Raw genomic sequence first — 25,111 nt, forward strand, 5'->3', positions numbered from 1 at the left:
ACACTACGCTTAACAGGCTAATATCCGTTAAAGGGATGGAGGGTTTTTCGGTCTATCTTATATTAAGGCTAATAAAGGGTTTATTTTTTCGGCCCTCGACAGGCTTTACTTATCTTCATAACGTCAGCTTTAAATGATAAGGAGCTAAGATGATTATTCATACACGGATTACAGAGATGCTGGGGATTGAAAAACCCATTATTCAAGCGGCTATGGGCTGGATTGCCCGCGCCCCTTTATCCTCTGCGGTGTGTAATGCAGGCGGCATGGGTATTATTGAGACGAGCTCAGGGGAATTGGATGCCGTGCGCGAAGAAATTCTGAAAATGCATGATTTGACGGATAAGCCCTTTGGCGTAAATGTCGCGCAAGCCTTTGTGCGCGATCCTAAAATCATTGATTTCATAATTGATCAAGGCGTGAAATTTGTCACGACCTCCGCAGGTGATCCGATGAAATATACGGCCCTTTTAAAAGAGGCTGGCTTGACTGTGTTTCATGTGGTGCCAAGCCTGAAAGGGGCCCTTCGCGCAATTGAAGCGGGCGTGGACGGATTGATCGTCGAAGGCGGCGAAGGCGGCGGATTTAAAAACCCCCAAGATGTGGCGAGCATGGTGCTGATCCCCCAAGTTTGTGAAGCAGTTGATATCCCGGTTGTTGCGGCAGGCGGCATTACGGATGGGCGCAGCATGGCCGCCGCCTTTGCGCTTGGCGCGGAAGGCATCCTCATGGGCACCCGGATATTAAGCGCGGCTGAAAGCCCCGTTCATGGCAACTGGAAAAACGCCATTATTAAGGCCGATTCCACAGATACAGTCTTCCTGAACCGCAGTGGCCCCGGACCAGCGCTTAGAGCACTTCGCACAGAGCGGACGAGCCGCCTTCAAAAAGAAGGTGTTGAGAACATATTTGGAGAATTTGCAGATACGGCAGACGTCTATTTTGGGGGTAATCTCGAGGCAGGTATAGCTCTGACTGGCCAAGTCGCTGGCCGCATCAAAGAGGTCAAACCCGTTAAACAAATTTTCGATGAAACGCTTAAAGAATTTGGTGAAGTGACAGGGCGCCTGGCCACGCTTGGGGCTTAGATATCGGGCTCACAGCCCTCCCAAACTTTAACATAATCGATGAGATATTCGTCGGGAAAAGCGGCAGACTTTAAATCGCTCGCCCAATTTGGAGTCAGAAGCCAGTCCTGTGTGCTGATTTCTCCGCTGAGTTTTATATATAAGGGCATAGATGGTGCATTGCCGGAGGGTCTCCGCCAAACCTCTTGGCCATTTACAAAATAAATATAGTCTGTCTCAGTCCAATCCAATCGGTAAGTCTGAAACCCATCTCTAGCCCCCGAAACCATAACTTTGTTATCCCGACTGAAAATCACATCGCCTGGCGATTTTCTATGATGGGCATTTCGAATTTCATCTGTCCAGCCAAAGCCCTCCATAATGTCGATTTCCTGACTATCTTCAGATCTACCAGTACCGGATTTATTAAAGAGCCAAAAGGCAGCCCACCAACCAGAGCGTTGCGGCAGACGGGCCCGAATTTCAAATCGTCCATATTGCTGTTCAAATTTACCCTGTGTCGAGACCATGCCAGAAGCAAAATCATGAGGGTCCGTATCCCTGTTCTGGTTTTGGATCTGCCTTACGGAGATTTCCAAATGGCCCTGCCCGTTTAGCCGAACAGCATCTTGCCGCCAGAAACCGTCAGGGCCGTTTTCATTCGGGCGGCGATTATAGGCTTTGGAAATCCATTTTGTTTTATCAGGAGCGCCGCTTCCGCTAAAGTCATCACTAAATGTCAGGCGGCAGCCATCCAAAGGCTCAGTATCAGAGCTTATGGCTTGGCAAGCTGCCAAGCTCATTATGCTCAAAATAAAATGTTGCGCCCAACGCAAAGTTCTAAGTTGCGCCTAGCGCTCGCATTCTGAAAGACACCATCTTTTGCCGTGTCTCGCACCACAGGGCCAAGCGGACACATTTGAAACTTTGCCACAATGTCAGGCGGCCAACTTTTTTAAGCTCAGGGTGAGCCTTAAGAATTCGCGGAAGCTGATAAAAGGGAATACGGCTTGAGAGATGATGAACATGATGCACGCCAATATTGCCAGTAATCCACATAAGCGGCTTTGGTAGATCGTAATAGGAACTACCATGAAGCGCGGCAGATTCGCGGTCCCAATCACCTGTACGTGACCAATGTGTTTCATCAAATTGGTGTTGGACATAGAACATCCAAACCCCAATCGAGGCGCCAATAATTATGATAGGCACCTGGATCAATAAGAACGCCTTAAGGCCAACACCCCAAATCAACAAACCATAAAGAAGCGCAACACCTGCATTTGTTGTCAGGGTGGAAATCCACGGCATTTTACGTTTCATCGCGCCAATCGGAAGGCGCTGCGCGAGAATAAAGACATAGGCAGGGCCCACACCGAACATAACGACGGGATGGCGATAAAGGCGGTATTTGAGCTTTCCCCATTTTGACAGCGCCGCATATTCGTCAACGGTTAAAGTAATGATATCATCGCCTAAACCGCGGCGGTCAAGATTACCGGAGCTCGCATGATGAAGGGCGTGACCTCTGCGCCAATGATCATAAGGCGTGAGGGTCAATATGCCGATGAAACGGCCAACCCAATCATTGGCTTTTTTAGAAGAGAACATAGAGCCATGTCCGCAATCGTGCTGAACGATGAACAAGCGCACGATTAATCCGCCTGCAGGAATAACGCCCATCAATGACCAATATTGACCGCGGGCCACCAAAGCCCACATCCCCGCCCATAGAATCAGGAAAGGCACGAGCGTGATCAAAACCTCATAGACAGCCCGCCAATCTTCAGATTTACGGTAAGGCGCAAGCCGGGCGAACCATGTTTTAGCAGTCGCAGCAGGGTTGGGTAAGGTCATAGGAGCGCTTTCAAGTTAGAGCCCAAACATGGGCTTAATCCCGTTAACCCTTAGTTAAGACCGCGCTAATGTGAAGCCTAAATATCAGTCTTTAAAGTGAGATTTTGGTAAGATAAAGTTGAAGAAAGAGAGCCGCTAAAAACCTTGCAGAGCAATTTACTCAGAGAGCCGTTTTGCCAAGCTTTCTGCTAATTTTTGCGCGCCTTTATTCTCGCCGCCCTCACCTTGAGCATGGCCCAAATAAAGGTAAGGCTCGATCATTTCGAGCTCGATCAGTTTTAACTTACCGTCGAGACCTCGCAGTAAATCAACCCGGGCATATAGCGGCGTAAAGTCCAGCGCATTCAGAACGGCTCTTGCTGAATTGCGCTCTTGTGTGCTCGGCTCATATGTTTCCTCTGTGCCGCCATATAGAGATTGAATGCGGTAATCGCCTTTTTTGGGCCGCTTAATCAAGCCGTGTGAAAATTTACCGCCGAAATAAAGAAAGGAATATTCACCTTCTTCAGTCACGCTTGGCAGAAACGCCTGTATCATCGCGCCTTCAGGCGGAAGATCATCTTTGCTCGGAAAAGGGTCGCCTTTTTTATAAAGCACTTGCCGCCATGCGCCGCCTCCGACTTGCGGCTTAATGACGAGCGTATCAGTGGCAAGCTCTTCAAAAGCGCGGGCCACGCCCGTTTCTGTGACGCGGTCAACTGTGATGGTAGAAATCACAGGGGCACCTTCATGCTCAAGCTCATCAAGATAGGATTTATTAGAATTCCAGCTGAGGGTCTTAAAGGTATTAAATAGTTTCGTCTTAGCTTCCGCTTTAGCCATCTCAGCCGTAAAGGCCGCTTCATTGCCTTCAAAATAATCCCAAACGAGAAGCGGCAGCATGGCATCATAATCACCCGCCTGTTCCGCCGCATCGCGCCACCGAATAAGGTCCAGCTCCATACCCTGCGCGGCAAAGGCAGGGACAAGCTTGCCCATTTCCTCGTCGCGCTCAAAAGCGTCACCGCGTTCATCGGGATGGCCCGGCATCATATTGTCTGAGGCAAGGATAGCGACTTTTTTCATAAGGATGTCCGAACAATATTAAGGAGTGGCTTTTTAGCTTTTATTTCTCATTCCATGTAATTATGACCCGCTCAAAGAACAAGAGTGAACAACAAGGCTGAAGACGATGAAAACTGAATTTGACGTATTAGGTATCGGTAATGTGCTGATGGATATTATTGCGCCTGTAAAGGATGCGTTCCTCACGGATAATCATGTTGAAAAAGGATCTATGACTCTCATCGATGAGCCGCGAGCTTTGGCGCTTAACAACGCGCTCAAATCTGCTGGCGATATTCAAGAAATAGCGGGCGGCTCTGCGGCCAACACAATGTTTGGCATTGGCGCCCTTGGTCTTCGCGCCGCTTATCTTGGCAATGTGGCTGATGATGGCGTCGGACGGCGGATTAGCGCAGGACTGGCAGAAGGCGGCGTTGATTTTTCCAGTAAACCCAAAACAAGCGGCCCGGCCAGTGGGCGTTGCCTGATTGCAGTCACGCCAGATGGAGAGCGCTCCATGAGCACCTTCCTCGGCACATCATGTTTATTCACACCCAAAGATATCGTAAAATCCAAAGTCGAAAGCGCGGCCTGTGTTTATCTCGAAGGCTATCTCTTTGATACAGAACCCGCCAAAGCCGCCTTTGTCAAAGTGGCCGAAATTGCCCGCGCGGCAGGACGCACCGTCTCGCTCACCTTATCAGATAGCTTCTGTGTGGATCGCCACCGTGCAAGCTTCCGACAGCTTGTGGATAACCATGTGGATATCTTGTTCGCAAATACAGATGAAATCCTCAGCCTTTATGAAACCGACAGCCTCGATAAAGCGCTCGATGAGCTCATCAAAACAAAAACTGTGGCCTGTGTAACCCGCAGTGAAAAAGGCTCTGTTATTCAAGACGCAAAGCGCCGCTATCACGTAAAAGCTATTCCTGTGGATAAAATTGTGGATACAACGGGAGCTGGCGACCAATATGCAGCAGGCGTTTTAGCAGGCCGCGCAATGGGATTGGATTGGGCGGATGCCGGACATTTAGGCAGCCTCGCCGCCGCCGAAGTCATAAGCCATTATGGCGCGCGGCCCGAGACACCTATCCATGCGCTTGCAATTGGTCGTTAGAAGACAGTTAAGAACTCTGTCGCATTTGTAATTTTCATGAGGCTAATATTCAGCTTTCGTTAAAACGAATTTTTGTAGGACTGGCGCTAAGTCAACGAACCTTATAAGGATTCGACATGAAAAAATTTTTAATGATGGCCGCCGCGCTGATGTCCTCCTTGGCCATAATTGCGCCTGTCGCAATAGCGCAAGTTAATTTGCAGCCGCAAGCTCAGCTATCTGCCCCCGCCCCGCAAATGGCCGCCTTTACGGATCCGCGATCTGTGCCAGCTGATCTGGCCCGTGTGGATGCGTCCATGAACAGCACAGTCAGTTTTTCCGGCCGCTTCGCGCAATATGCGGCGGATGGATCTTTTGCGCAGGGGCAAGTTTATATTAAACGCCCTGGTAAGCTTCGTTTTGAATATGACGCGCCTAATCCGCTTCTAATTGTGTCAGACGGCGTCACCCTCACGCAACAAGATAAGGCGCTAGAAACAATTGACCGTGTGCCACTCTCGGCTACGCCGCTGAATTATTTCCTCAAAGAGAACATAAATTTGGCCAATGACACCGAAGTCATTGCCCTGCAAAAAACCTATAATGAATGGCGCGTCACGGCGCGTGACGGCTCGGGGGAAATGGACGGCGCAATTACAATGGTGTTTGATGCCAATACGCTAGCCCTTAAAGAATGGGTCATCGCCGATAGTTTTGGCGGCGAAACGCGTGTTCTATTATCCGAGCTAAAATATAATGAGCGGATCAATCCCCGTCTCTTTGTCCTGCGTGATGAATCGCGCCGTGATAGACGCAGATAACTTATAACTAAACCGGCAAGGGCTCAAACCTTGCCAAAGTTATGTGTAATTTCATAATCGCATCACTTGCATTGTTAAACTAAATTACGTTAAAGACGCATCATTCTAGGGGGATTTAGAATGGATGTTTCAAACATCATATCTGTGGTTTTAACATATGCCGTTCCGGTAGCCTTGGCGGTTATTACGTTTTGGCTCGGCGCTATTATCGCCAGTAAGATCAGCACAGGCGTTGAAAAAGGCTTTAACCGCTCCCCGCAATCTGATCCCAGCCTGTCACGCTTTTTTGCCAGCATCGTGCGCTACCTCATTCTCATCGCTGTCATTATTGCCGCGCTCACAATACTCGGCATTAATACGAATTCTATAACAGGTGTTATCTTGGGTCTGGGCGCGGCCATGGCCTTTATCCTGCAAGACTCTCTAGCCAATATCGCGGCGGGCGTGATGCTGATGTTCTTCCGTCCCTATAAGCTTGGCGATGAGATCGAAGTCGGCGGCGAGGCCGGAAAAGTCACGTCCATTGAGCTCACGGCAACCCGCCTTAAGACCACTGACAATATCGAAATTATTATAGCGAACGGTAATATTTGGGGCAGTGTGCTTAAGAATTATTCCTCACTTGTTAATCGCCGTTTGGATATGGATTTTGGCATTAGCTATGATGCGGACATAGACACCGCTATCAAAGCCATCACCACCGCCGCTGCCGCGCATCCGCTTGTCTTGAAAGACCCTGCACCTTGGGCCAAAGTTGTTCTGCTGAATGAAAGCTCGGTTGACCTTCAGCTTCGGGCTTGGTGCAAAGCCTCTGATTACAGAGCGCTCAAAGCCTCAATTTCTCAGCCCGTAAAGACCGCCTTGGACGCCGCCAATATTGGCATTCCTTATCCGCATGAAATCAAAATTAAGATTAAAACCAAACCCGCGCCCAAAAAGCGCGCCTCTAAATCTAAACCCCAATCAAAGAAAATGAAAAAGGCCTAGCTAGGTCCTAAAAAATATAATGGAGAGTAATATGGCACAAGACGCCACAGACACAGTAACCGATGCCGCCCAAAGCGTCACTGAAATGGCGGGCATGTTCACGCCGGATAAATTGATGGGCTATTGGCAAACGGCTCAGCCTCTTGTCATAAAGCTCGTTATCTCTTTGCTGATCTTATGGATTGGAATGAAGCTCGCTAAATGGCTGTCAAATATGGCCCGGAAGCTTGCCACAAGAAACCCAGCCATTGATGACACGCTTGGAAATTTCTTGGCCTCCATCGTAAAATATATTGTGACGGCCTTTGTCGTCATTGCCGCCATTACTAATCTTGGCGTCGAAACCGCCTCGCTTGTCGCTATGCTCGGTGCGGCCACCTTAGCCATTGGCCTAGCCCTTCAAGGCACGCTCGGCAATGTCGCCGCCGGTGTGATGCTGATGCTCTTCAGACCTTATAAGCTCGGCGATTATGTCAAGGTTGCAGGTGAAGAAGGTATTGTCACCGATATCAATATCTTCACGACCCAGCTTTCTACACTTGATAATATCGAAGTGATTATTGCCAATGGCGAGGCTTGGGGTTCCACAATTCAGAACCTGACCTCCCTCGATGTGCGCCGCGTTGATGTGGATTATGGCATTCACTATGATGACGATATGGATAAGGCGATTAAGATCATCAAAGATACAGCCGCGGCCCACCCTCATGTCTTGTCAGAACCTGACGCGCCTTGGGCCAAAGTCGTTAAGCTCAATGACAGCTCTATTGATATTCAAAGCCGGGTTTGGTGTAAGGCCGAACATTATTGGGATGTGATGTTTGATCTAAACAAATCCATCAAAGAAGCTTTTGATAAAGGCGGGATTACGATTCCATATCCGACAAGTATTGAACTTGATGGTTAAGCCAAGGCCTTACATTTAATTTGATTTGAAGCCGGTTCATATGTCGTGAGCCGGCTTTTTTACTTTAAAGCATTTGAGTCTTTCCCGCGGCTCGGCTATCCCCGCCTCATGAAAATTAAAGTCGCCACTTGGAATATTAATTCTGTTCGCCTTCGGATAGATCAGGTCATTCGGTTTTTAAATGAGCAGCAGCCTGACGTGTTAGGCCTTCAGGAAATTAAATGCGAGACGGATAAATTCCCTAGTCAGCCCTTTATTGATGCGGGCTATGAATTTATCGAAGTCGCTGGAATGAAAGGTTATCACGGCGCGGCGACCGTTTCCAAACTGCCTATGGAGCGCCTGCCGACAAGTTTCTGCCCGCTTGATCACGCCCGTCATGTCAGCACGCGCATTATAGCAGGGCCAGAGGATTTTGAATTTCATAATTTTTATATCCCTGCAGGAGGTGATGTCGCAGACCCTGAGGTCAATGATAAGTTCAAGCACAAACTCGACTTTCTGGAGAATATGCGCTGTTACTTTACAGAGCGTTTTGCCAAAGGGGACGACCAGCAAATCCTGGTTGGGGATTTTAATATCGCCCCGCATGAGAATGATGTCTGGAGTCATAAGCAACTCTTAAAGGTTGTTTCCCATACGCCGCTCGAAGTTAGTATCCTCAAGACATTGCAAGAAACGCATGACTTTACAGATTGCTCACGCCTCTTTGCTGATGACGATGAGAAGCTTTACAGTTGGTGGAGTTATCGCGGGCGGGAGCCTATGAAGAGCAATCGTGGCCGCCGCCTTGATCATATCTGGGTCAGCCCCGCCCTTAAACCTGCAGTCGAAGCAGGTGGAAAATCAGCCCATGAAATCCACGTGCCCTGCCGCGTCTGGGATGCCAAGCCAAGTGACCATGTCCCAATGACACAAGTTTTAGATTTATCCGTTAAATAGAAACACTGAACGCGAAAAGCGCTTGCGCCCCAAAATAAAGCGGGGTGATGAGCAGAGCATTTTTAGAGCTAGGTTTAATGAACCGGTCTCTAGCGACGAACATGTCGGACACCGCGAACATTATTGCGGCTATAATAATATCTAATGTTGTTAAGAATGAGGCTGAAACCATTATCCCAATTATAACAGCATAGCCTACAATAGGTAGGCGCATATTCTTATTGGCCCTACAAGAAAAGTAAAATGCACATAATCCAGAAGTAATCAAAGTGATACTTACACATAGATCTATGATCTATAGGTTTCTCATTTTTAATTGCCCCAAACATTAAACCGTGTTCAAGGAAAGCGAATACATAACCTAGATGCCCTATCGCAAAAGCCGCCATACCAGACATAAATAGTTTCTGAGATTTACGAGACAGTAGCAGCACATCACCGGCAGCACAGGCGATAAGTCCAGCCAATATATATTTTCCATAGACTGTCTCAAGCGCTCCAAATTGCAGCGCCAGAATAACAAAGCCAATTGCGGCCAAGGGTTTAAAGAAAAATTGCGCGCGCCTGTCTTGACGTAACTCCGCCAAAAGTAGCGCAAGGACGACGAGGCCATAAAGGCCTAAAGACATACTCATTTTTTCGGGGGCCTGGGCGGAGGCGGAAGGCCGACTTCACCTGCCAAAGCCGTGAGCACATCATAAATTGTAGAATTTCGGTGCTCAGGCGGAACACCCCCAAGAAAACCGCGCTTAGACGGATCTAAATAAGACATTGGCTCTCCATGTTTTTGAAACACGAAATAGTCAAACATGTGCCGCCAAAGGTTTCGTTCGCCTTCTGATAAATTCTGATAGGCGAGCATTCCATGTATCAACGCAGTGTAAGGGTTTTTTACTTGCGCAGGTTTTTCTGACCACCAATAATTGACGAGCATATTCAGAGGCGCATTGGCGCGCACATGATGCCACCAACCGGCAGGCATATAAATCGCGTCACCCGGCTCTAATGTGCCTGTTACTCTATGCGTTAGCGCGTCCTCAAATCCTGGATGTTTCTCAAAATCAGGGTTATCAAGCGAGGTTAAGCTGACAGGAATCCTCCCCGGGGCAGATTCAAGCGGGCCCGGATAAAGATTATGAAACTGCTCTGGCGGAAATAATGTAAAACTTCGCGTGCCCAAAACGACACAGGCTATATTTTCGCTTAGGTCAAAATGGGTTTGAACCGTGGTTTGATTTCCAATCCAAAGGCGCGGTTGCACGGTCGTCTCTAATAGAGGCAATCGGTGGCCTTCCGAAAAACCTGGGATATAACTCTGGGCATAAAGCGACTGGATAAACCGCGCCTTACCGTCAGCTGATTTTTCAAGCAAGTCTTTGAAAGCCTGAGACACCGTCTGCCGCTCTGTTGTGAAGTTTTGCGAGAGCAAGTCGTCACTATAAGCAAAGCGGCCCTGTATTTCGGGAGGGCCAATTAACGTGTCTTGAAACTGCCCATTGTCAAAATCGCTGAGATATTCAAATAAGGCCGCCGGTCCGCCCTGCTGAGCTTTTTCAACGCACGCCCAGCCTTTGACGAGGCCTCTCATGATAACAGGTTTTATCGCGGGACGAATCTCTGCGTCAAACATCTCCTTAGAGACATTTTCAATGACCGGGATATCTGATGCAGGAACCATAAGGTAAGCCTATAACAGCTTACCTCTGCTGACCAGAAAAGAGCTAACCTAATTCTAGCCTATAACCCCCAGGCTCGGTTACCAATAATGTCGCCACGCCTTTTTCAGGTTCTATTTTTTGGCGAAGGCGGTAAACATGGGTTTCGAGTGTATGGGTGGTGACGCCAGAATTATAACCCCAGACTTCGTGCAGCAGTTCTTCGCGGCCAACAGGTTTGCCGCCCGCGCGGTAAAGGTATTTCAGAATATTTGTTTCTTTTTCAGTCAGGCGAATATCGCGAACAGGGCGTTCGCCTTCAACTTGCGGCGGGGTCAGCTTTTTATAAGCAGGCGCAAATTCATAAGGGCCGACCTGGAAAACGGCATCTTCACTTTGCTCAAAGCTACGCAGATGCGCGCGCAAGCGAGCGAGCAACACCGCAAAACGGAACGGCTTGGTAACATAATCATTCGCGCCTGAGTTCAGCCCCAAAATTTCGTTCATATCGCCATCATTACCCGTAAGCATGACAATCGGCGCAGCGACATTGGCATTACGCATAAGTTGACACGCTTCGGTGCCGAGCATATCCGGCAGGTCAACATCGAGTAAAATAAGGTCAAAGCTATTGGCTTTGGCGGCATTTATGCCTTCTGTTGCAGTTGCAACATCTGTGGTTTCAAATTCATCATAGAGCCCAAATTGCTCGACAAGTTCCTCACGCAGATCATCATCATCATCGATCAGCAAGATGCGTTTTTTTACGGCCATTATATATCCTCTTTAGACCCCTTACGGGATTTCGAGCTCTTTAGACTTGTTTACACTATTAGGCTAATGCCAGTTTAATCGCACTATATCACAAAAAAGAGACCTAACTTGAGTATAATCGTGAACACATCCGCCCACACAATTGAGTTTGAGGGCCAAATTTACCCCTGCCGCATTGGGCGCGAAGGTGCCATTGCCTTTGAAAAGGGCCGCGAGGGTGATGAAAAAACACCCTTAGGAGATTATTCTCTACGCTTCGGTCTTTATCGGGCTGACCGGCTACCAAACCCTAAAAGCGGCTTAACCTTCCGTCCCTTGCGCAAAAATGATGGCTGGTGCGATGATCCGAATGATCCCGCCTATAACCGCTTCATCCGCTTGCCTTATAATGTGTCCCACGAAAAGCTATGGCGGGAGGACGGGGCCTATGACGTGATCCTAGTTATGAACCATAATGACAGCCCCCCCGAAGCTGGATTGGGCAGTGCTGTCTTTATTCATGTTGCACAAGCTGATGACAGAAAGACTTTGGGATGCGTCGCCCTAGCGCCGGAAGTGATAGTAAGATTATTACCGCGTTTAAAAACGGGAATGGACGTAAATATTCAATTATAATCCCGATCTCCAAATAGGGCTGACCCTATTCTGACATGCGTTGCGCCCATTTCTATCGCGGTTTCAAAATCTCCGCTCATTCCCATGGAAATTGTTTTCAGGCCATGCTCATCGGCCAGTTTTTTTAGCAACCAGAAATGCGGAGACGCCGCTTCGCCAACAGGCGGAATACACATCAAACCTTCGGGAGTTATATCGTAATTGCGCTTAAGCCGTGTCAAAAATCCCGCCAGCTCCTTAGGCGAAATTCCGGCTTTTTGCTCTTCCTCACCTGTGTTGACCTGTACCAATAGGCGCGGCATGCGACCCACTTTATCTGCAGCTTTGATAAAAGCTTTAGCTAGTTTTTCTCGGTCAAGCGTCTCAATAACATCAAAAAGCCTGATCGCGTCTTCAGCTTTATTTGTCTGCAGCGGCCCAATGAGACGCAGCTCAATCTCTTTGCGGTTTTCCGCAAAGCTCTCGCCCCATCGTTTCTGCGCTTCCTGTACGCGGTTCTCTCCAAACACGGTCTGCCCTGCGGCTAACATCTGCGCGATACGATCATCAGGTTGAACCTTGGAAACCGCGACCAAGACTTGCGAGTCACTGCGCTCTGCACGCTTGGCAGCCTCAGCCATTCGCTCTAGGATGAGGTCACGTTTTTTAGAAATTGGAAGTTCATCAGACATGTGCGCGGCTTACCCCGAATGGGATTATAAGGGAAGAGAGACAATTCCTTCGGTCGCGACAAAACTCTATCAGGCGCGGGAAAAGCCCTGCCGCTTATCACCTCTTATATTTATGACAGACCCATCGCGCGTTCCCGATGTCGTAACCGCCGCGGGAAAACTTCCGAGAAGAACTGCCATTATATATCGGCATTTTGGCAGCGCCCATAGATTTGTGGATGCAGAAAACTTAAGGCAAGTCACCTTTGAACGCGAGCAACAACTCCTCATAGGGGATGACCCCGCCCTTGCAATCGACATTGGAGCTGACGGCGTTCACTTTAAGCGCGGCGCCAAGGTGAAAGCCCCAACGCTGTGGCGGCAACGCTGTCCAGATTGGCTCATCTCAATGGCAGGACTAAAGTTGGGCCAATATCAAGGCGATATGACTGTTCTGGATGGGCTTTTAGTCTCGTCCATATTCCCAAGTGAAAGCCCCAGCGCTGGAGAGCCTATAGGCATTCAGGGTTTTTCCAATAAAGTTAGCACCTTACCTGTTCCTGTCTTTGCGCTAGGCGGCATCAATAAAACAACAGCGCCAAAGCTTCTCGGCTCAGGCGCTGCAGGTATAGCAGGGATTGGGTTTGCTCTCTAAAACTTAAAGCCACCTTCGATAAAGACCGCTGTCGCTTTTTCTTTTTGCGAGCTGATAATATTGCCTGTCGCCAGAGGTGTTGTGCGTTCGATATATTGCACGCCCGTTCCAAGGCTAAAGCGTTCAAATTCACGCATGACGCCAAAGACAAATTGATCTGATTTCAGATCGACATTTTTATCATTGGCATGGCCGTAACTCGCGGTGAAGCCATAAGCCGAGGGCTTCCACGTAATGCCCGCATCATAAGCGGTATAATCTCCATCGCTAAGCGCATTATTACTTTGCAAATATGAACCGCCAGCTGTCCAGTCACCGAGCGAGATTTCAAGGCCTGTATTCCACGCTTGCAGATCATCAAATCCGGCCAGAACAATTTCGTTTTTGGCCGTGGCATATGTCGCTGTGGCTTCGACCTTGAGGCCATTATCAAATTTACGGTCAAGCGAGAGACCCACTTCCATGACATCTTTGAGATCAGGCGCAAGCGTACCAGATTCGTCTTTGCTGTTTTTGCGCACGCAATAATCAACCCCGCAAGCGCGCGCGTTAAAGGCGTAAGACGCGCCGAGCTGAACTCCAACACCGATTTTATCACCCAAAAGGCGCGGCGTTGTATAAGTGATTTTCTCAGAAAACCCTGACGCATCATTGACGGTTTTAACGCTGTCCAGACCTGTATAGTCGACAGCTGAATTAGAGGCATTGACGATCATTAGGCTCGGTGCGCCCAGAGAGAAGAGATAAGCCGCGCCGTCATCCCGGCCCGCTGTGACGTCACCATAAGCGGTGCGCAGGAATAAATGCGCGCTTTCAAGCGCCACCTGTGTTTCCGTCGCGTTGCTGGGGCCACTACTGTAAAACTGTGAGGTATGTCCACGAAGCCCCGTTGGAACCCCCGCCACCAAAGTGCCGTTACATCCCGCAACACCCGGAGGACAATCCCCAACACGTCCGCCAAAGCCGCGGCGATAACGGTCATAATCTTCGCGCAATTCAAGGTTCACGCCATATTCCATACCGCCATCGGTAATAGCGCTGGCCTCAAGCTCTAATCGGCCATGCGCGACAAAATCAAAATCTTTTTCATCTTCTCCAGCGCGGTCCACAAAAGCCCCACCAATTTTCATAAAGCCCTGCGCCGCAAGCTTAATCCCGCCAAGGCCAAATTTATCAAGCCATTTATTGCGAGGCTTTCGGGCTTGAGGTGCAGCCGAGAGAGGGGTGGCCGCTTGACGAGGTGCATAATTTTGAGCTGTAGGAGCTTGATACTCATATTGGCCTTTTTCACGGCCCGGATAATAAGCTCCGCTATCAGAGGCCGCGGGTGCACTGCCGGCAAGCTCTTCGGAGCCATAGGTCTTAGAGCCATAAGTCTTAGAGCCATAAGTGCTCTCTGTTTTAGGCTGATAATTATAGCTACTGCTTTCAATTTGATTTCGCGCCGTGTCTTGCAGGGAGTTCGTGCTTGGCGTGACCGTCAAGGGTTCATCAAAAATTTCGACATCTGAATAAGAGCTGCTACTCGGCGCAATAGAACTCGGCGCGGCAGGAGCGGACGGAACACTATCTTCTGTCTCCCACGCTTGTTTCTTTGTTTTTTTAGCAAAAGGAGAACTGGTGGTTTGAGCGGTAGCGACAGTCATGACGCCAAGGCCAGAAATCACAAGCGGCACAATAAGGGATTTTCCCCGAAAATGAGTTGGCATGGGTGTCTCCGAATGCCGCGCCTCAGCCTTAAGTAGGCCTCAAGCCGCGTTAACCATAATATGTGTCCTTAATGTGCGGGGCTTCCCTAAAAAATGGTTAACAAATCTTAAATCCCTGCGGTTTTATGGGGGATTATGTATATTAAAGCCCCGTAATTTCCTGATAGCAGGACTAGGCGCGGCGGTTTTTAGTGTTATAACGCCCAGAAGAATTTAAGAATGATTTGATGCTTACGGAGCAATCTTGATGACAATTTCACGCACACGCGTCCCGGCCCTATTAGTTTCTACTGTGATGGCCTCTGTTCTTTTAACAGCTTGCGGGACGCTCGGTATTGGTAAAAGCAAAGCTAAAAAGCAATCTCGCGCCATCTCAACAGCCCAAGCGCCAAATATGGGCGTGAACTCATTTTTATGGCGTGCTTCTCTTGAAACGTTGAACTTTATGCCGCTTGAGCAAGTTGATCCATTTGGCGGGGTTATCGTCACGGATTGGTATGCCAGTGCCGAAGCGCCTAATGAGCGGTTTAAAGCCAATGTTTATATCCTCGACACGAATCTAAGGGCGGATGCCTTAAAGACATCCATCTTTAAGCAAACGCGCTCTGCGGGTGGATGGCAGGACGCGTCTGTTGATGCCGATACAGCACGCCAGATTGAAAACGCTATCCTGACCCGCGCCCGTCAGCTCTATATTGCTACGGTTGACGGTCAGTAAGGCCCTCTTAAATATTTGAGAAAAGAGGCCCTTAATGAGGCCTTTTTTTGTGCCCTGTCTCTGCTATAGACAGCGCTTAAATTTCTGATGTTAAGAGCCATATAATGAGTGACGATAACGCCCGATATAATGCCGCCGAGGTTGAGCCGCGCTGGCAGGCCGTGTGGGAAAAAGGAGATATTTACCGCGCCGATGATAAGAGCGATAAGCCCAAATTCTACGCGCTAGAAATGTTCCCTTATCCGAGCGGTAGAATCCATATGGGCCATGTGCGTAATTACGCGATGGGTGATGTTGTGGCGCGTTATAAAAAGGCGCAAGGCTTTGAAGTGCTGCACCCTATGGGCTGGGACTCATTTGGCATGCCCGCCGAGAACGCGGCCATCGCCACAGGTGGTCATCCGAAAGATTGGACTTACGGCAATATTGACGCGATGAAAGCGCCGATGAAGCGGTTAGGATTTGCGCTGGATTGGAGCCGTGAATTCGCGACCTCTGATGAAGCCTATTACAAACAGCAACAGGCGATTTTCCTGAAATTTTGGGAAAAAGGCCTCGTTTACCGCAAGACCGCTAAAGTCAATTGGGACCCCGTAGACAATACGGTTCTCGCCAATGAACAGGTCATAGACGGCAAAGGCTGGCGTAGCGGCGCGGTGGTTGAACAGCGCGACATGGATCAGTGGTTTTTTAAGATTACAGAATATGCAGAGGAGTTACTTGAAGGATTAGACACACTCGACCGCTGGCCTGAGAAAGTGCGGACGATGCAGGCCAATTGGATTGGGAAATCTGAGGGTTTGCAGATGCGGTTTGAATGGACTGGTTCATCAAAAGATATCAAAGTCTTTGGTAAGAAAATACTGACAATTGCAGAACACGCAGATGCAGGTGACGGAGTCCACCCTGACCGACAAGCAAATGTTCTAAATTATATTTCAGAAGGCATCGAGGTCTTCACGACAAGACCAGATACGCTTTTTGGTGCAAGCTTTATTGCCGTATCGCCAGACCATCCAATATTAAAACAGATGGAACAATCCTCTACCGAGGTAGAGGCCTTTCAAGCTGAATGCGCCAAAATCGGAACATCGGAAGAAGCTATCGCCCAAGCACCAAAACTTGGTTTAGACACTGGCCTCCGTGTCAAACACCCCTTTGATGAAACTAAAACCCTCCCCGTCTGGATCGCGAATTTCGTTCTTATGGGTTATGGTACAGGCGCTATTTTTGGCTGCCCCGCCCATGACCAACGCGATTTTGATTTTGCGACGAAATACGGTCTGCCGATTTTACCTGTGGTTCAACCCCCACACCCCAATCATCCCCGCGAAGGCGGGGATGAACGGAAGTTGGAGGAGGCCTATGTTGGTGAAGGCACACTGATTAATTCTGGCTTCCTCAATGGCCTCTCCAAAGAGGCAGGCATCAGCGCCGCCATCACCAAAATCGAAGAGATTGGCCTGGGCCAAGGCGTCACACAATACCGCCTACGCGATTGGGGTGTTAGCCGTCAGCGTTATTGGGGTTGTCCTATTCCTGTGATTAAATGCGAAGCTTGCGGGCCACAGCCTGTGGCGGAAGCCGACCTACCCGTTCAGCTCCCTTATGAGGATATCGATCTGAACATTCCGGGTAACCCACTCGACCGTCACCCGACATTTAAAACAGGGACTAAAGAGAATCCTGTGACCTGTCCGAAATGCGGTGAGCCTGCCGAGCGCGAAACCGATACGCTTGATACCTTTGCGGATAGCTCTTGGTATTTTGCGCGCTTTGCCGGCGGCAATACAGAAGACACTCCCATTGGCGCAGCCGCTAATGACTGGCTGCCCGTCGATCAATATGTCGGCGGAGTCGAACATGCTGTGCTGCATTTATTATATGCGCGTTTCTTTACGCGCGGCCTCCGCGATTGCGGATTGCTTGACCTCCCAAGCGGGGAACCTTTTGCAGGCCTCTTCACCCAAGGCATGGTGACCCATGCGGTCTTTACAGATGAAGACGGCGAATATGTCATGCCCGCCGATGTCATTGAGGGCGGCAATCAGCTGCTTCATATTGAGAGCAAAAAACTCATCTCCAAGGGCGAGGTCATTAAGATGTCCAAGTCCAAGAAAAATGTCGTCGACCCGGATGAAATTATCGAGGGTTACGGCGCGGATGTGGCGCGCTGGTTTGTCCTCTCTGACTCTCCGCCTGAACGGGATGTCGAATGGACAGAATCTGGCGTCATCGGCGCGTGGCGTTTTTCCAAAAAGGTTTGGAGCCTTGTTGCGGACAGTGAGAAAATGAACCCGCTCTCTGTGGCGACCGATGCCACAGGTGACGCCCTCGCCCTGCGCCGCTTTGCCCATAAAGCACTTGAAAAAATCACGGCGGGGATTGAGAGCTTCCGCTTTAACACCTCTGTCGCGCAGATTTATGAGCTCACCAATGCACTAAAGAAATATAAAGGCGAAGACGCCGCCAAAGCGGAAAGCTTAGGTATTCTCATCCGCGTCATCGCGCCTTTCATGCCGCATCTGGCGGAAGAGTGCTGGTCGCATTTGGGCGGCGCAGGTCTATGCTATCACGCGCCATGGCCGGAGGTTGATCCCGCCATGCTCGTCGAAGATGAAGTCACCCTGCCTATTCAGGTTAATGGCAAGCGCCGTTCTGAACTATCTGCACCGAAAGACATCTCAAAGGAGGACGCGGAAAAACTCGCTTTGGCTGACGAGGCCGTACAACGCGCCATTGATGGCCTAACGGTAAGGAAAGTCATTGTTGTTCCCGGACGAATTATCAATATAGTGGCGTCATGATGAAAAAAATTATTATTGCGGCTTTGGCCCTTCCTCTCCTCACAGCGTGCGGATTTACGCCCATGCATGGCAGTAGCCTCGGCGCGAATGCCGCCAAATTTGAGGATATCTCAATCCAAATCAATGATGGACGTGATGCGGGGGATAAAGAGGCCGGGTTTTTAGTCATGCAGCGGCTACGGGATCGTATTGGCGAAAATACTGGCAAACATATTTTAGAGTTGACCCCAAAACTAAGGCGTCAACGCCTCGGTATTTCTGCCGATGATGTCGCCTCCCGCTACGATTCTATCCTAGAAGTGAATTACAAACTTATGGATGCCAAAACGGGCCGTATTTTGAACAAAGGTAAAGTCAAGGGCACTTCGACCTTCGGAGCGCCAGTTGACCCTTACGGAATTGTGGCCGCAGATAATAATGCCAAGCAGCAGACCGCCAAAGAAGTGGCTGACCGCCTTTTGGTTAAACTTGCGGGCTATTACGCCGATCAAAAATAATGAAGCTCACCGGCGCCCGCGCTAATAAATTTGTCTCGGCGCCGCAAGCTGATATTATTGGCGTGCTGCTCTTTGGGCCGGATCGCGGCCTTGTTAAAGAACGCGGCGGATTACTGACGAAATATTATCTGCCCAATCCCGATGATGCCTTCGCGGCAACGGTCTTGACGGCGGATGACTTAACGGGCGATCCTGCCAAGCTTGCAGATGAAATGTCGGCCCTCTCAATGTTTAGAGATGCGCGGCTTGTGCGCTTGCGTCTGGACCATGAAAGAAACGGCGCGGCTATCGCCAAAATCATCAAAAGTTTTGATACCGAACCCGGCAAAGCGGAGGCTAAGTTAATCGTAGAAGCGGGTGACCTCTCCCCCCGTTCCGCTGTGCGCAAAGCCTTTGAGGCCGCCGGGAAATTTGCGGCCATTGGCTGTTACGCCGCCAACACAGCAGATCTGTCCAATTTGGTTCGCACAAGCCTGAATGAGCATTCCATCGCCATTAACAATGACGCATTGGCTTTATGGACGCCGCTTTTGGAAGGCGATTATGCCATGGCCCGCAGCGAGATTGAGAAAATGGCGCTATATAAAGGGTATGGGTCTGAGGTTGAGGCTCGCGTAACTCTTGATGATATACGCACCCTTGCTGCCGGCGGTCAAAACGTCTCCATTGACGATATTATCATGAATGCCATGAGCGGGAATGTCACTGAATGCGATGCCAGCTTTCGCCGTGCGGTTGCGGGGAAAATGAATAGCGCAGTCATATTGCGCAGTTTGCAACGTCATATCGGGCGGCTACTCGAAGCCAGCGCCAATATGGATAGCGGCGAGAGCGCCGAAGGGGCCTTACGCTCCCTACGCCCGCCCGTCTTTCGTATGCAAGAACGCGCCTTTTTAGGCCAGCTGCGCATTTGGCCCGGCACCATGCTCCGCCGCGCCCTCTCGCAAAGTTTGGAAGCTGAGAAACAATTAAAAACAGCGGGCGCGCCTGTTGACGCGATAACAGGCCGCCTCCTATTGGCCCTCTCAGGTTATGCGGGTAAGCGGAGATAACATCCTCTTGGGGCGCAAAATTAAATATAAGCGGGAACGAATATTTCCGCGAGACATTAGAGATATATGATGGAACAGATTGCAGAGCAGTGGGCGCATGCGCGCGAGACATTCCCCGAACTTTTAAGCCTGTTGATGAATATATCAGCGGCGCTAGTGATATTATTTTTCGGACTTATTTTTGCACGCTGGATGCGCAGACGGCTTCGTAATTCAAAAATAGGGTCTGGGCACATTGATGCAACGCTTAAGCCCGTTATTGCAACGAGCATTTTTTATCTCATTCTAGCGGTTACCTTCTATGCCTTTTTGACAAAATTAGGCGTGCCTTCGACAAGCTTATTAGCCGTTTTTGGGGCAGCAGGATTAGGTATCGCCTTAGCTCTGAAGGATACACTCTCAAATATTGCGGCGGGCGTTATGTTGCTATTTTTACGGCCGCTTAAAATTGGCGAATTTGCTGAAACCTCTAATTATGCTGGCACAGTTGTCGAGATCGGACTCTTTGCCACAACCCTTAAAAATCTGGAGGGCATCTTTATTTATGTGCCCAATAGTGAAGTTTGGCGCAATCGTTTGCAGAATTTCTCGCGCCATTCAGAACGTAAATTTATCGAAACCATTGGTGTGGGATATGACAGCGACCTTCAAAAAACCAAGGCGCTTCTTTTGGACGTGATGCAAAATACGCCTGATATCATGAACACCCCAACACCGCCAGAATGTTACATTATGAATTTCGGCGACAGCGCCATTACCGTGTCGTGCCGCTGTTGGCTCCCAGCAGATAATTGGCTCCTGCGCGCCTCTAATTTACGCATCGATATTAAATCCGCCCTCGATAAAGAAGGCATAGACATCCCCTTCCCGCAACGCGTGGTCACGACCAAAGCGGGTTAGTCAGGCTCTTGTTAAAACGTTATTTCGGTCTTAGGCTTTGCTCATGACCGATATGACGCCTGACCAAATTACCAAAGCGCTTGAAGCAGGGATTATTACGCCGTCCCAAGCTGAGGCTATGCGGGCCAAGACGAGTGTCCCAGATAATGATCTAGCGCAGATTGGTAATGAAGATGAGATGCGGTTTTTGCGTTCATTCTCTGATGTCTTTATTGCCATTGGCGTTGGCATATTTGGATTTGGTCTTTCCGTTGTTGCGGGGCTGATGGGCGGCGGCGTCTCTTTCCTTTTGGCCGCCATCGTCATGTGGCTCATGGCTGAGTATTTTGGCCGCAAACGCCGCGCCCATTTACCCACCCTTATCACCGCTTTGGCGTTTCTCATTTTTACGCAGCGCGGCGTTCAAGCCGTATTAGGCGATATGGGGTTTGGCGGGGACATTATGACGGCGCTGATTACCTTGGGCGCAATGCTGCTCTTTTACCTGCGTATACGCCTTCCTTTTTGCATTGCGCTGATTGCTTTAGCAGGACTTTATCTTGCAGCAGCTCTTGTCGGGCGCATTGCTCCCGAATTTCTAAGCTCACAATTTGGGCTTGGGTTGTTCCTGAGCGGGCTTACTATTTTCACCATAGCGCTTGCCTATGATATGCGGGACAAGCACCGTACCACACGCTTTGCTGATAATGCCTTTTGGCTACATTTTTTGGCGGCCCCCCTCATTATTCACGGCCTCGCGCTGCAAACAGTTTCGCTGAAAAAAGATGTGCTCTTTGGCTTTGTCCCTATGGTCAGTTTGGACAGAGGAGACGCCGCGATCGTCATGTTTATCGTCTCGGTAATTACGCTGATCGGCCTGGCCATAAACCGCCGCGCCTTAATCGTGTCCTCATTGGGCTATGCCGCCTTTGCGATCGGATATCTCTTTGACGGAACAGGCATGGGCTTTGGGACAGTTGTTGCCGCGACATTATTATTGCTCGGCGCAGCGATTATTTTTCTTGGCGCAGCATGGCATACAGCGCGTAACGGATTGCTGAAAATCTTGCCAAATTTACCCATCTTCCCGCCGCCTTTTGACCCGCATTATAAGTCTTGATTTAAATATTTAGCTCACCATTTAGGGGCTATGACAGATTTTACCCCCCGAGAAATAGTCTCCGAACTGGACCGCCACATTGTTGCCCAAAGTGATGCCAAACGTGCCGTCGCTATTGCGCTGCGTAATCGCTGGCGCCGCCGCCGCGTATCAGATGATTTGCGCCATGAAGTGACGCCTAAAAATATACTCATGATTGGGCCGACAGGCGTGGGTAAAACAGAAATTTCTCGCCGCCTCGCCAAGCTCGCCCAAGCCCCCTTTATTAAAATCGAAGCGACAAAGTTTACCGAGGTTGGCTATGTCGGCCGTGACGTTGAGCAAATTATTCGAGACCTCATTGAGGCCTCTATTTCCCTGCTACGCGAAACCAAGCGCGAGCAAGTTAGCGCCCAAGCTGAACTGGCCGCAGAGAAGCGTATTCTCGATGCTCTTGTTGGGGAAGGTGGCCGCGAATCCACACGTGATAAATTTCGTCAACAGCTGCTCAAAGGTGAACTTGATGAAACCGAAGTTGAGCTTGAAATGTCCGATAATGGATCGCCCTTTCAAGGCTTTGAAATCCCTGGGCAGCCCGGCGCCTCTATGGGTATGATGGATTTATCTGCGCTTCTCGGCAAAGGCGGCAAGACCAAGAAAGTGACCATGAAAATTGGTGACGCCCATGGGCCGCTCCTCTCTGAAGAAGCTGATAAGCTGCTGGATGATGACGCGATTAAACGCGAAGCCGTAGAACTGGCAGAGCAAGACGGTATCGTTTTTCTCGACGAAATTGATAAAATCACCACGCGCTCTGATGCAAGGGGCGGGGATGTGTCCCGCGAAGGCGTGCAGCGCGACTTACTCCCACTAATTGAGGGCACAACGGTTTCGACAAAATATGGTCCCGTTAAGACAGATCATATATTATTTATCGCGAGCGGCGCATTTCATGTCGCCAAGCCATCGGACTTACTGCCTGAACTTCAAGGCCGCCTGCCTATACGCGTCGAGCTTCGCGCGCTAACCGAAGAAGATTTCGTGCGCATCCTCACCGAACCCGAAGCGAGCCTAATTAAGCAGTATAAAGCCCTGATGGCGACCGAGGATGTTACCCTTGATTTTACCAAAGACGGCATTGCCGAAATTGCAAAGATATCGGCCGACGTAAATGCAAGTGTCGAGAATATCGGCGCAAGACGCCTGCACACCGTTATGGAACGCCTCCTCGATGATATCAGTTTTAAAGCCACAGATAAGGGCGGCGAGACGGTCGTGGTGGATAAAGCTTACGTTAAGGAGCATGTCGGCAAACTCGCGGCCGATCAGGATTTGAGTAAGTTTATTTTGTGATCCAATCGTTCCCCTCATCCTGAGGAGAGAGCATAGCGAACGTCTCGAAGGACCGTTCCTACGGGCGCCAACCCTTCGAGTCCCGCCGCTTTGCGTCGCCTTAGGGTGAGGACATTTTAAAGCTCACCCCTTCAAAAACACATACCAGGCCCCGCTCCCGCCATGTTTAATATGCGCTTGGGCGTAGGTCGCGATTAACGGTCTTATTTGTGGGTCGCCTATCCAGCTAATGAAATTTCGGCGGAGTACGCCTTCACCTCTTAGACCTTTACCCGTTACAACTAACACGCATTTATGATTACGGTTAGAGGCGCGGATGATGGCTTTCATCAAGGCAGGTTTCGCCTGTGCTTGGGTCATATCGTGCAAGTCAATTTTGGAGTCTATGGTGACTTGGCCGCGGCGGGTTTTTTTATCTTGGTTGGGCTCCAAGCTTTGTGGGAGGCCGCGCGGCGTGGGCGCGATATCAGGCGGGAGGCGCAGCATATGGGCAAAGTCTTCGGTTGTGGGATCTGTCGGCGGGAGCGGTCTTGCGGATTTCGGGCCCTTTTCATATCGGCGCGGCGCAACGGTTTTGGCTACACGTGTCCAAACGGTTTTCTCTTCAGGCTTTAAGGGGCGCCCAGTTTTGGACTTTCTAGTCACTTACCCAATACCAATGGGTTTCGGCGCAATGGCTTTGGGTACCAATATTGTCCAACGCACAGGATGTTTCATTACGCCAGCCTTGTCCCCTGCAATATTTCCGGGACCGAAAAATAAATCCCCGCGTAGCGGGCCGCGAATAGCGCTGCCTGTATCTTGTACGGAGACCAAAACGCCCGTTTTTTTACCTTTATAATCACCCGGCTTCTGCGGCAAAGTTGTCTCAAGCCAAGCTAGAGTTCCATATGGATGATAGCGCGGGTCCACCGCCATTGAGCCCATGGCTGTCAGCGGGACACGCATTGCGCCGCGCGGGCCTTGGCCTTTAGCAATTTTTTGCTCGGTAAAGAAAATATAGCGCGGGTTTTCATTCATCAGTGCGCGGGTTTTTTCGGGCCCGGCCCGTTCCATCCAATCGCTAATCGCTTGCTTGCTCGCTTGCTCCACTGTCATTTCTCCGCGCGAGACTAAGACCTTGCCGATTGATTTATATTTACGGCCATTATTGGCGGCATATGCCGCGCGCACTATTGAACCGTCTTTAAATTTAATGCGGCCTGACCCTTGGATTTGCATAAAAAACACATCAATCGGTTTTCCATAAGCAATGACGCGTGACCAATTTGGGCCAAGTTGTGAGCGTTCTAAATTTTGTACCAGCTCAGATTTAGGTTTTGCCAATATGGGTTCGGAATAAATCGGGTCAGCGGTTTTCCGCACGTCAATTTCAGGCTCGTAATATCCTGTCAGCAATCCTTCATCACCATCAGGTCTCGCAAGGACAAGTGGGGCGAATTGATCTTCAAAAAAGCGGCGCGCTTCTTTGCGGCTATCACCGACAAAGAAGGCTTCATCACAGGCCGGCATCCAATCATTATAGCGGCCATATTCGGGTTGGCGGGGATTAAGCTCTGCCGCGAGATCTGCTTTGGCAAAACTAGCGCAGCTCGCAAGAAAAGATTTAAGCGCAGGACGCTGATCGGCGTCACGCCAAAAAGGAAGATCTGAATACCATTTGGGCGTTTCGAAAATTTCAACCTCGAGCGGAAGATCGGAGGGCGGCGGGGGCGGGGCGGCCTCTTCTTCCAGAGGTTCAATCACGTCGATTTCAGGCTCAGCCGAAGGCGCAGCGGCAATTTCTTCTTTTAGCTCAGGCGAAGGTTCTGGCGCAGATATAACAGAGTCTTTTTCTGTTATTTCAGGCTGAGGCGGAACCGCAATAGTTGCGCAAGCCGAGAGCGACAGAATTGCCGCAGCAGAAAGTAATCTGCGCAGCATG

The 25,111-nt window shown here is 49.8% G+C and carries 26 protein-coding genes; 15 read left to right on the forward strand and 11 right to left on the reverse strand.

Features of this window, described 5'->3' with window-relative positions; genetic code table 11:
* Positions 1-149: 149 nt before the first annotated feature.
* On the forward strand, positions 150-1,088 hold the full coding sequence (locus F569_RS0114710; RefSeq protein ID WP_026942823.1) for an NAD(P)H-dependent flavin oxidoreductase: 939 nt from the start codon (positions 150-152) through the stop codon (positions 1,086-1,088).
* Here the strand turns inward: F569_RS0114710 and F569_RS0114715 are convergent.
* The 3 genes from F569_RS0114715 to F569_RS0114725 all read right to left on the reverse strand — a co-directional run bounded on the left by F569_RS0114715 (position 1,085) and on the right by F569_RS0114725 (position 3,989).
* Positions 1,085-1,870, reverse strand: coding sequence for a glycoside hydrolase family 16 protein (locus tag F569_RS0114715; protein ID WP_026942824.1), 786 nt, complete (start codon positions 1,868-1,870; stop codon positions 1,085-1,087). The genes F569_RS0114710 and F569_RS0114715 overlap by 4 nt on opposite strands.
* A 37-nt stretch (positions 1,871-1,907) precedes the next feature.
* Positions 1,908-2,924 carry a fatty acid desaturase gene (locus tag F569_RS0114720; protein ID WP_026942825.1) on the reverse strand — a complete coding sequence of 339 codons (1,017 nt, stop codon included), beginning with the start codon at positions 2,922-2,924 and terminating at the stop codon, positions 1,908-1,910.
* Positions 2,925-3,080: 156 nt separating this feature from the next.
* Entirely contained in the window at positions 3,081-3,989 is a 909-nt protein-coding gene (locus F569_RS0114725) for an ATP-grasp domain-containing protein (RefSeq protein WP_026942826.1), read from the reverse strand.
* A 106-nt stretch (positions 3,990-4,095) separates the two neighbouring features.
* Here F569_RS0114725 and F569_RS0114730 point away from each other — a divergent pair, with 106 nt between their 5' ends.
* The 5 genes from F569_RS0114730 to F569_RS0114750 all read left to right on the forward strand — a co-directional run bounded on the left by F569_RS0114730 (position 4,096) and on the right by F569_RS0114750 (position 8,724).
* A complete protein-coding gene (locus F569_RS0114730) occupies positions 4,096-5,088 on the forward strand; it encodes an adenosine kinase (protein WP_026942827.1) in 993 nt (330 codons plus the stop codon).
* 116 nt (positions 5,089-5,204) lie between these two features.
* On the forward strand, positions 5,205-5,888 hold the full coding sequence (locus F569_RS18405) for a LolA family protein (RefSeq protein ID WP_051279941.1): 684 nt from the start codon (positions 5,205-5,207) through the stop codon (positions 5,886-5,888).
* Between the two features lie 120 nt (positions 5,889-6,008).
* Positions 6,009-6,875, forward strand: a complete 867-nt coding sequence (locus F569_RS18410) for a mechanosensitive ion channel family protein (protein ID WP_051279942.1) — start codon at positions 6,009-6,011, stop codon at positions 6,873-6,875.
* 31 nt (positions 6,876-6,906) lie between these two features.
* Positions 6,907-7,782: a mechanosensitive ion channel family protein gene (locus tag F569_RS0114745; RefSeq protein WP_233353695.1), complete on the forward strand. Its 876-nt coding sequence runs from the start codon at positions 6,907-6,909 to the stop codon at positions 7,780-7,782.
* A 108-nt stretch (positions 7,783-7,890) separates the two neighbouring features.
* The gene (locus tag F569_RS0114750; protein WP_026942829.1) at positions 7,891-8,724 is read left to right on the forward strand and encodes an exodeoxyribonuclease III; all 834 of its coding nucleotides are present in this window, start codon (positions 7,891-7,893) and stop codon (positions 8,722-8,724) included.
* On the opposite strand, the gene F569_RS20090 is transcribed toward F569_RS0114750, so the two are convergent.
* From F569_RS20090 to F569_RS0114770, 4 genes are read right to left on the reverse strand one after another with little or no spacing between them, the layout of a single operon-like run.
* Positions 8,717-8,992, reverse strand: coding sequence for a lysoplasmalogenase family protein (locus F569_RS20090; RefSeq protein WP_162143792.1), 276 nt, complete (start codon positions 8,990-8,992; stop codon positions 8,717-8,719). The two genes, F569_RS0114750 and F569_RS20090, sit on opposite strands and share 8 nt — an antisense overlap.
* The gene (locus F569_RS0114760) at positions 8,952-9,359 is read right to left on the reverse strand and encodes a lysoplasmalogenase family protein (protein ID WP_084169053.1); all 408 of its coding nucleotides are present in this window, start codon (positions 9,357-9,359) and stop codon (positions 8,952-8,954) included. The genes F569_RS20090 and F569_RS0114760 overlap by 41 nt, the downstream gene beginning before the upstream one ends.
* Positions 9,356-10,402, reverse strand: coding sequence for a cupin-like domain-containing protein (locus tag F569_RS18415; protein WP_051279943.1), 1,047 nt, complete (start codon positions 10,400-10,402; stop codon positions 9,356-9,358). The genes F569_RS0114760 and F569_RS18415 overlap by 4 nt, the downstream gene beginning before the upstream one ends.
* Positions 10,403-10,445: 43 nt before the next feature.
* Positions 10,446-11,153, reverse strand: coding sequence for a response regulator transcription factor (locus tag F569_RS0114770; RefSeq protein WP_026942832.1), 708 nt, complete (start codon positions 11,151-11,153; stop codon positions 10,446-10,448).
* A gap of 108 nt (positions 11,154-11,261) precedes the next feature.
* Here F569_RS0114770 and F569_RS0114775 point away from each other — a divergent pair, with 108 nt between their 5' ends.
* The gene (locus F569_RS0114775; protein ID WP_026942833.1) at positions 11,262-11,768 is read left to right on the forward strand and encodes a L,D-transpeptidase family protein; all 507 of its coding nucleotides are present in this window, start codon (positions 11,262-11,264) and stop codon (positions 11,766-11,768) included.
* Here F569_RS0114775 and F569_RS0114780 read toward each other — a convergent pair.
* The gene (locus tag F569_RS0114780; RefSeq protein ID WP_026942834.1) at positions 11,759-12,439 is read right to left on the reverse strand and encodes a YggS family pyridoxal phosphate-dependent enzyme; all 681 of its coding nucleotides are present in this window, start codon (positions 12,437-12,439) and stop codon (positions 11,759-11,761) included. The genes F569_RS0114775 and F569_RS0114780 overlap by 10 nt on opposite strands.
* On the opposite strand from F569_RS0114780, the gene F569_RS18420 reads away from it, so the two are divergent.
* Complete coding sequence (locus tag F569_RS18420) at positions 12,438-13,073, forward strand: thiamine phosphate synthase (protein WP_051279944.1); 636 nt, start codon at positions 12,438-12,440, stop codon at positions 13,071-13,073. The two genes, F569_RS0114780 and F569_RS18420, sit on opposite strands and share 2 nt — an antisense overlap.
* Here the strand turns inward: F569_RS18420 and F569_RS0114790 are convergent.
* Positions 13,070-14,782, reverse strand: coding sequence for a porin (locus F569_RS0114790; RefSeq protein ID WP_026942835.1), 1,713 nt, complete (start codon positions 14,780-14,782; stop codon positions 13,070-13,072). The genes F569_RS18420 and F569_RS0114790 overlap by 4 nt on opposite strands.
* Before the next feature lie 247 nt (positions 14,783-15,029).
* Between F569_RS0114790 and F569_RS0114795 the strand changes: the two genes are divergently transcribed.
* The 7 genes from F569_RS0114795 to hslU all read left to right on the forward strand — a co-directional run bounded on the left by F569_RS0114795 (position 15,030) and on the right by hslU (position 23,187).
* On the forward strand, positions 15,030-15,500 hold the full coding sequence (locus F569_RS0114795; protein ID WP_034389162.1) for a DUF3576 domain-containing protein: 471 nt from the start codon (positions 15,030-15,032) through the stop codon (positions 15,498-15,500).
* 104 nt (positions 15,501-15,604) lie between these two features.
* Positions 15,605-18,307 carry a leucine--tRNA ligase gene (gene leuS / locus F569_RS0114800; RefSeq protein WP_026942837.1) on the forward strand — a complete coding sequence of 901 codons (2,703 nt, stop codon included), beginning with the start codon at positions 15,605-15,607 and terminating at the stop codon, positions 18,305-18,307.
* Positions 18,304-18,804, forward strand: coding sequence for an LPS assembly lipoprotein LptE (gene lptE, locus F569_RS0114805; protein ID WP_084169055.1), 501 nt, complete (start codon positions 18,304-18,306; stop codon positions 18,802-18,804). Before leuS ends, lptE begins: the two co-directional genes overlap by 4 nt.
* Positions 18,804-19,856, forward strand: coding sequence for a DNA polymerase III subunit delta (gene holA / locus F569_RS0114810; RefSeq protein WP_026942839.1), 1,053 nt, complete (start codon positions 18,804-18,806; stop codon positions 19,854-19,856). Before lptE ends, holA begins: the two co-directional genes overlap by 1 nt.
* 66 nt (positions 19,857-19,922) lie before the next feature.
* Entirely contained in the window at positions 19,923-20,756 is an 834-nt protein-coding gene (locus F569_RS0114815; protein WP_084169056.1) for a mechanosensitive ion channel family protein, read from the forward strand.
* Between the two features lie 43 nt (positions 20,757-20,799).
* A complete protein-coding gene (locus F569_RS0114820; protein ID WP_026942841.1) occupies positions 20,800-21,855 on the forward strand; it encodes a hypothetical protein in 1,056 nt (351 codons plus the stop codon).
* Positions 21,856-21,885: 30 nt separating this feature from the next.
* Entirely contained in the window at positions 21,886-23,187 is a 1,302-nt protein-coding gene (gene hslU / locus F569_RS0114825) for an ATP-dependent protease ATPase subunit HslU (protein WP_026942842.1), read from the forward strand.
* A 123-nt stretch (positions 23,188-23,310) separates the two neighbouring features.
* Here the strand turns inward: hslU and F569_RS0114830 are convergent, their stop codons facing one another.
* Complete coding sequence (locus tag F569_RS0114830) at positions 23,311-23,832, reverse strand: Smr/MutS family protein (RefSeq protein WP_026942843.1); 522 nt, start codon at positions 23,830-23,832, stop codon at positions 23,311-23,313.
* A complete protein-coding gene (gene mltA / locus F569_RS18425; RefSeq protein ID WP_051279946.1) occupies positions 23,833-25,110 on the reverse strand; it encodes a murein transglycosylase A in 1,278 nt (425 codons plus the stop codon).
* Position 25,111 lies beyond the last annotated feature (1 nt).

It is taken from the genome of Hellea balneolensis DSM 19091, assembly GCF_000428525.1.
Lineage (GTDB): Bacteria > Pseudomonadota > Alphaproteobacteria > Caulobacterales > Maricaulaceae > Hellea > Hellea balneolensis.

What these genes read in the sequence shown, in the direction of transcription:
- F569_RS0114710 (WP_026942823.1), top strand. Translation starts at nt 150, where the DNA reads ATGATTATTCATACACGGATTACAGAGATGCTGGGGATTGAAAAACCC.
- F569_RS0114715 (WP_026942824.1), bottom strand. Translation starts at nt 1,870, where the DNA reads ATGAGCTTGGCAGCTTGCCAAGCCATAAGCTCTGATACTGAGCCTTTG.
- F569_RS0114720 (WP_026942825.1), bottom strand. Translation starts at nt 2,924, where the DNA reads ATGACCTTACCCAACCCTGCTGCGACTGCTAAAACATGGTTCGCCCGG.
- F569_RS0114725 (WP_026942826.1), bottom strand. Translation starts at nt 3,989, where the DNA reads ATGAAAAAAGTCGCTATCCTTGCCTCAGACAATATGATGCCGGGCCAT.
- F569_RS0114730 (WP_026942827.1), top strand. Translation starts at nt 4,096, where the DNA reads ATGAAAACTGAATTTGACGTATTAGGTATCGGTAATGTGCTGATGGAT.
- F569_RS18405 (WP_051279941.1), top strand. Translation starts at nt 5,205, where the DNA reads ATGAAAAAATTTTTAATGATGGCCGCCGCGCTGATGTCCTCCTTGGCC.
- F569_RS18410 (WP_051279942.1), top strand. Translation starts at nt 6,009, where the DNA reads ATGGATGTTTCAAACATCATATCTGTGGTTTTAACATATGCCGTTCCG.
- F569_RS0114745 (WP_233353695.1), top strand. Translation starts at nt 6,907, where the DNA reads ATGGCACAAGACGCCACAGACACAGTAACCGATGCCGCCCAAAGCGTC.
- F569_RS0114750 (WP_026942829.1), top strand. Translation starts at nt 7,891, where the DNA reads ATGAAAATTAAAGTCGCCACTTGGAATATTAATTCTGTTCGCCTTCGG.
- F569_RS0114760 (WP_084169053.1), bottom strand. Translation starts at nt 9,359, where the DNA reads ATGAGTATGTCTTTAGGCCTTTATGGCCTCGTCGTCCTTGCGCTACTT.
- F569_RS18415 (WP_051279943.1), bottom strand. Translation starts at nt 10,402, where the DNA reads ATGGTTCCTGCATCAGATATCCCGGTCATTGAAAATGTCTCTAAGGAG.
- F569_RS0114770 (WP_026942832.1), bottom strand. Translation starts at nt 11,153, where the DNA reads ATGGCCGTAAAAAAACGCATCTTGCTGATCGATGATGATGATGATCTG.
- F569_RS18420 (WP_051279944.1), top strand. Translation starts at nt 12,438, where the DNA reads ATGTGCGCGGCTTACCCCGAATGGGATTATAAGGGAAGAGAGACAATT.
- F569_RS0114780 (WP_026942834.1), bottom strand. Translation starts at nt 12,439, where the DNA reads ATGTCTGATGAACTTCCAATTTCTAAAAAACGTGACCTCATCCTAGAG.
- F569_RS0114790 (WP_026942835.1), bottom strand. Translation starts at nt 14,782, where the DNA reads ATGCCAACTCATTTTCGGGGAAAATCCCTTATTGTGCCGCTTGTGATT.
- F569_RS0114795 (WP_034389162.1), top strand. Translation starts at nt 15,030, where the DNA reads ATGACAATTTCACGCACACGCGTCCCGGCCCTATTAGTTTCTACTGTG.
- leuS (WP_026942837.1), top strand. Translation starts at nt 15,605, where the DNA reads ATGAGTGACGATAACGCCCGATATAATGCCGCCGAGGTTGAGCCGCGC.
- lptE (WP_084169055.1), top strand. Translation starts at nt 18,304, where the DNA reads ATGATGAAAAAAATTATTATTGCGGCTTTGGCCCTTCCTCTCCTCACA.
- holA (WP_026942839.1), top strand. Translation starts at nt 18,804, where the DNA reads ATGAAGCTCACCGGCGCCCGCGCTAATAAATTTGTCTCGGCGCCGCAA.
- F569_RS0114815 (WP_084169056.1), top strand. Translation starts at nt 19,923, where the DNA reads ATGATGGAACAGATTGCAGAGCAGTGGGCGCATGCGCGCGAGACATTC.
- F569_RS0114820 (WP_026942841.1), top strand. Translation starts at nt 20,800, where the DNA reads ATGACCGATATGACGCCTGACCAAATTACCAAAGCGCTTGAAGCAGGG.
- hslU (WP_026942842.1), top strand. Translation starts at nt 21,886, where the DNA reads ATGACAGATTTTACCCCCCGAGAAATAGTCTCCGAACTGGACCGCCAC.
- mltA (WP_051279946.1), bottom strand. Translation starts at nt 25,110, where the DNA reads ATGCTGCGCAGATTACTTTCTGCTGCGGCAATTCTGTCGCTCTCGGCT.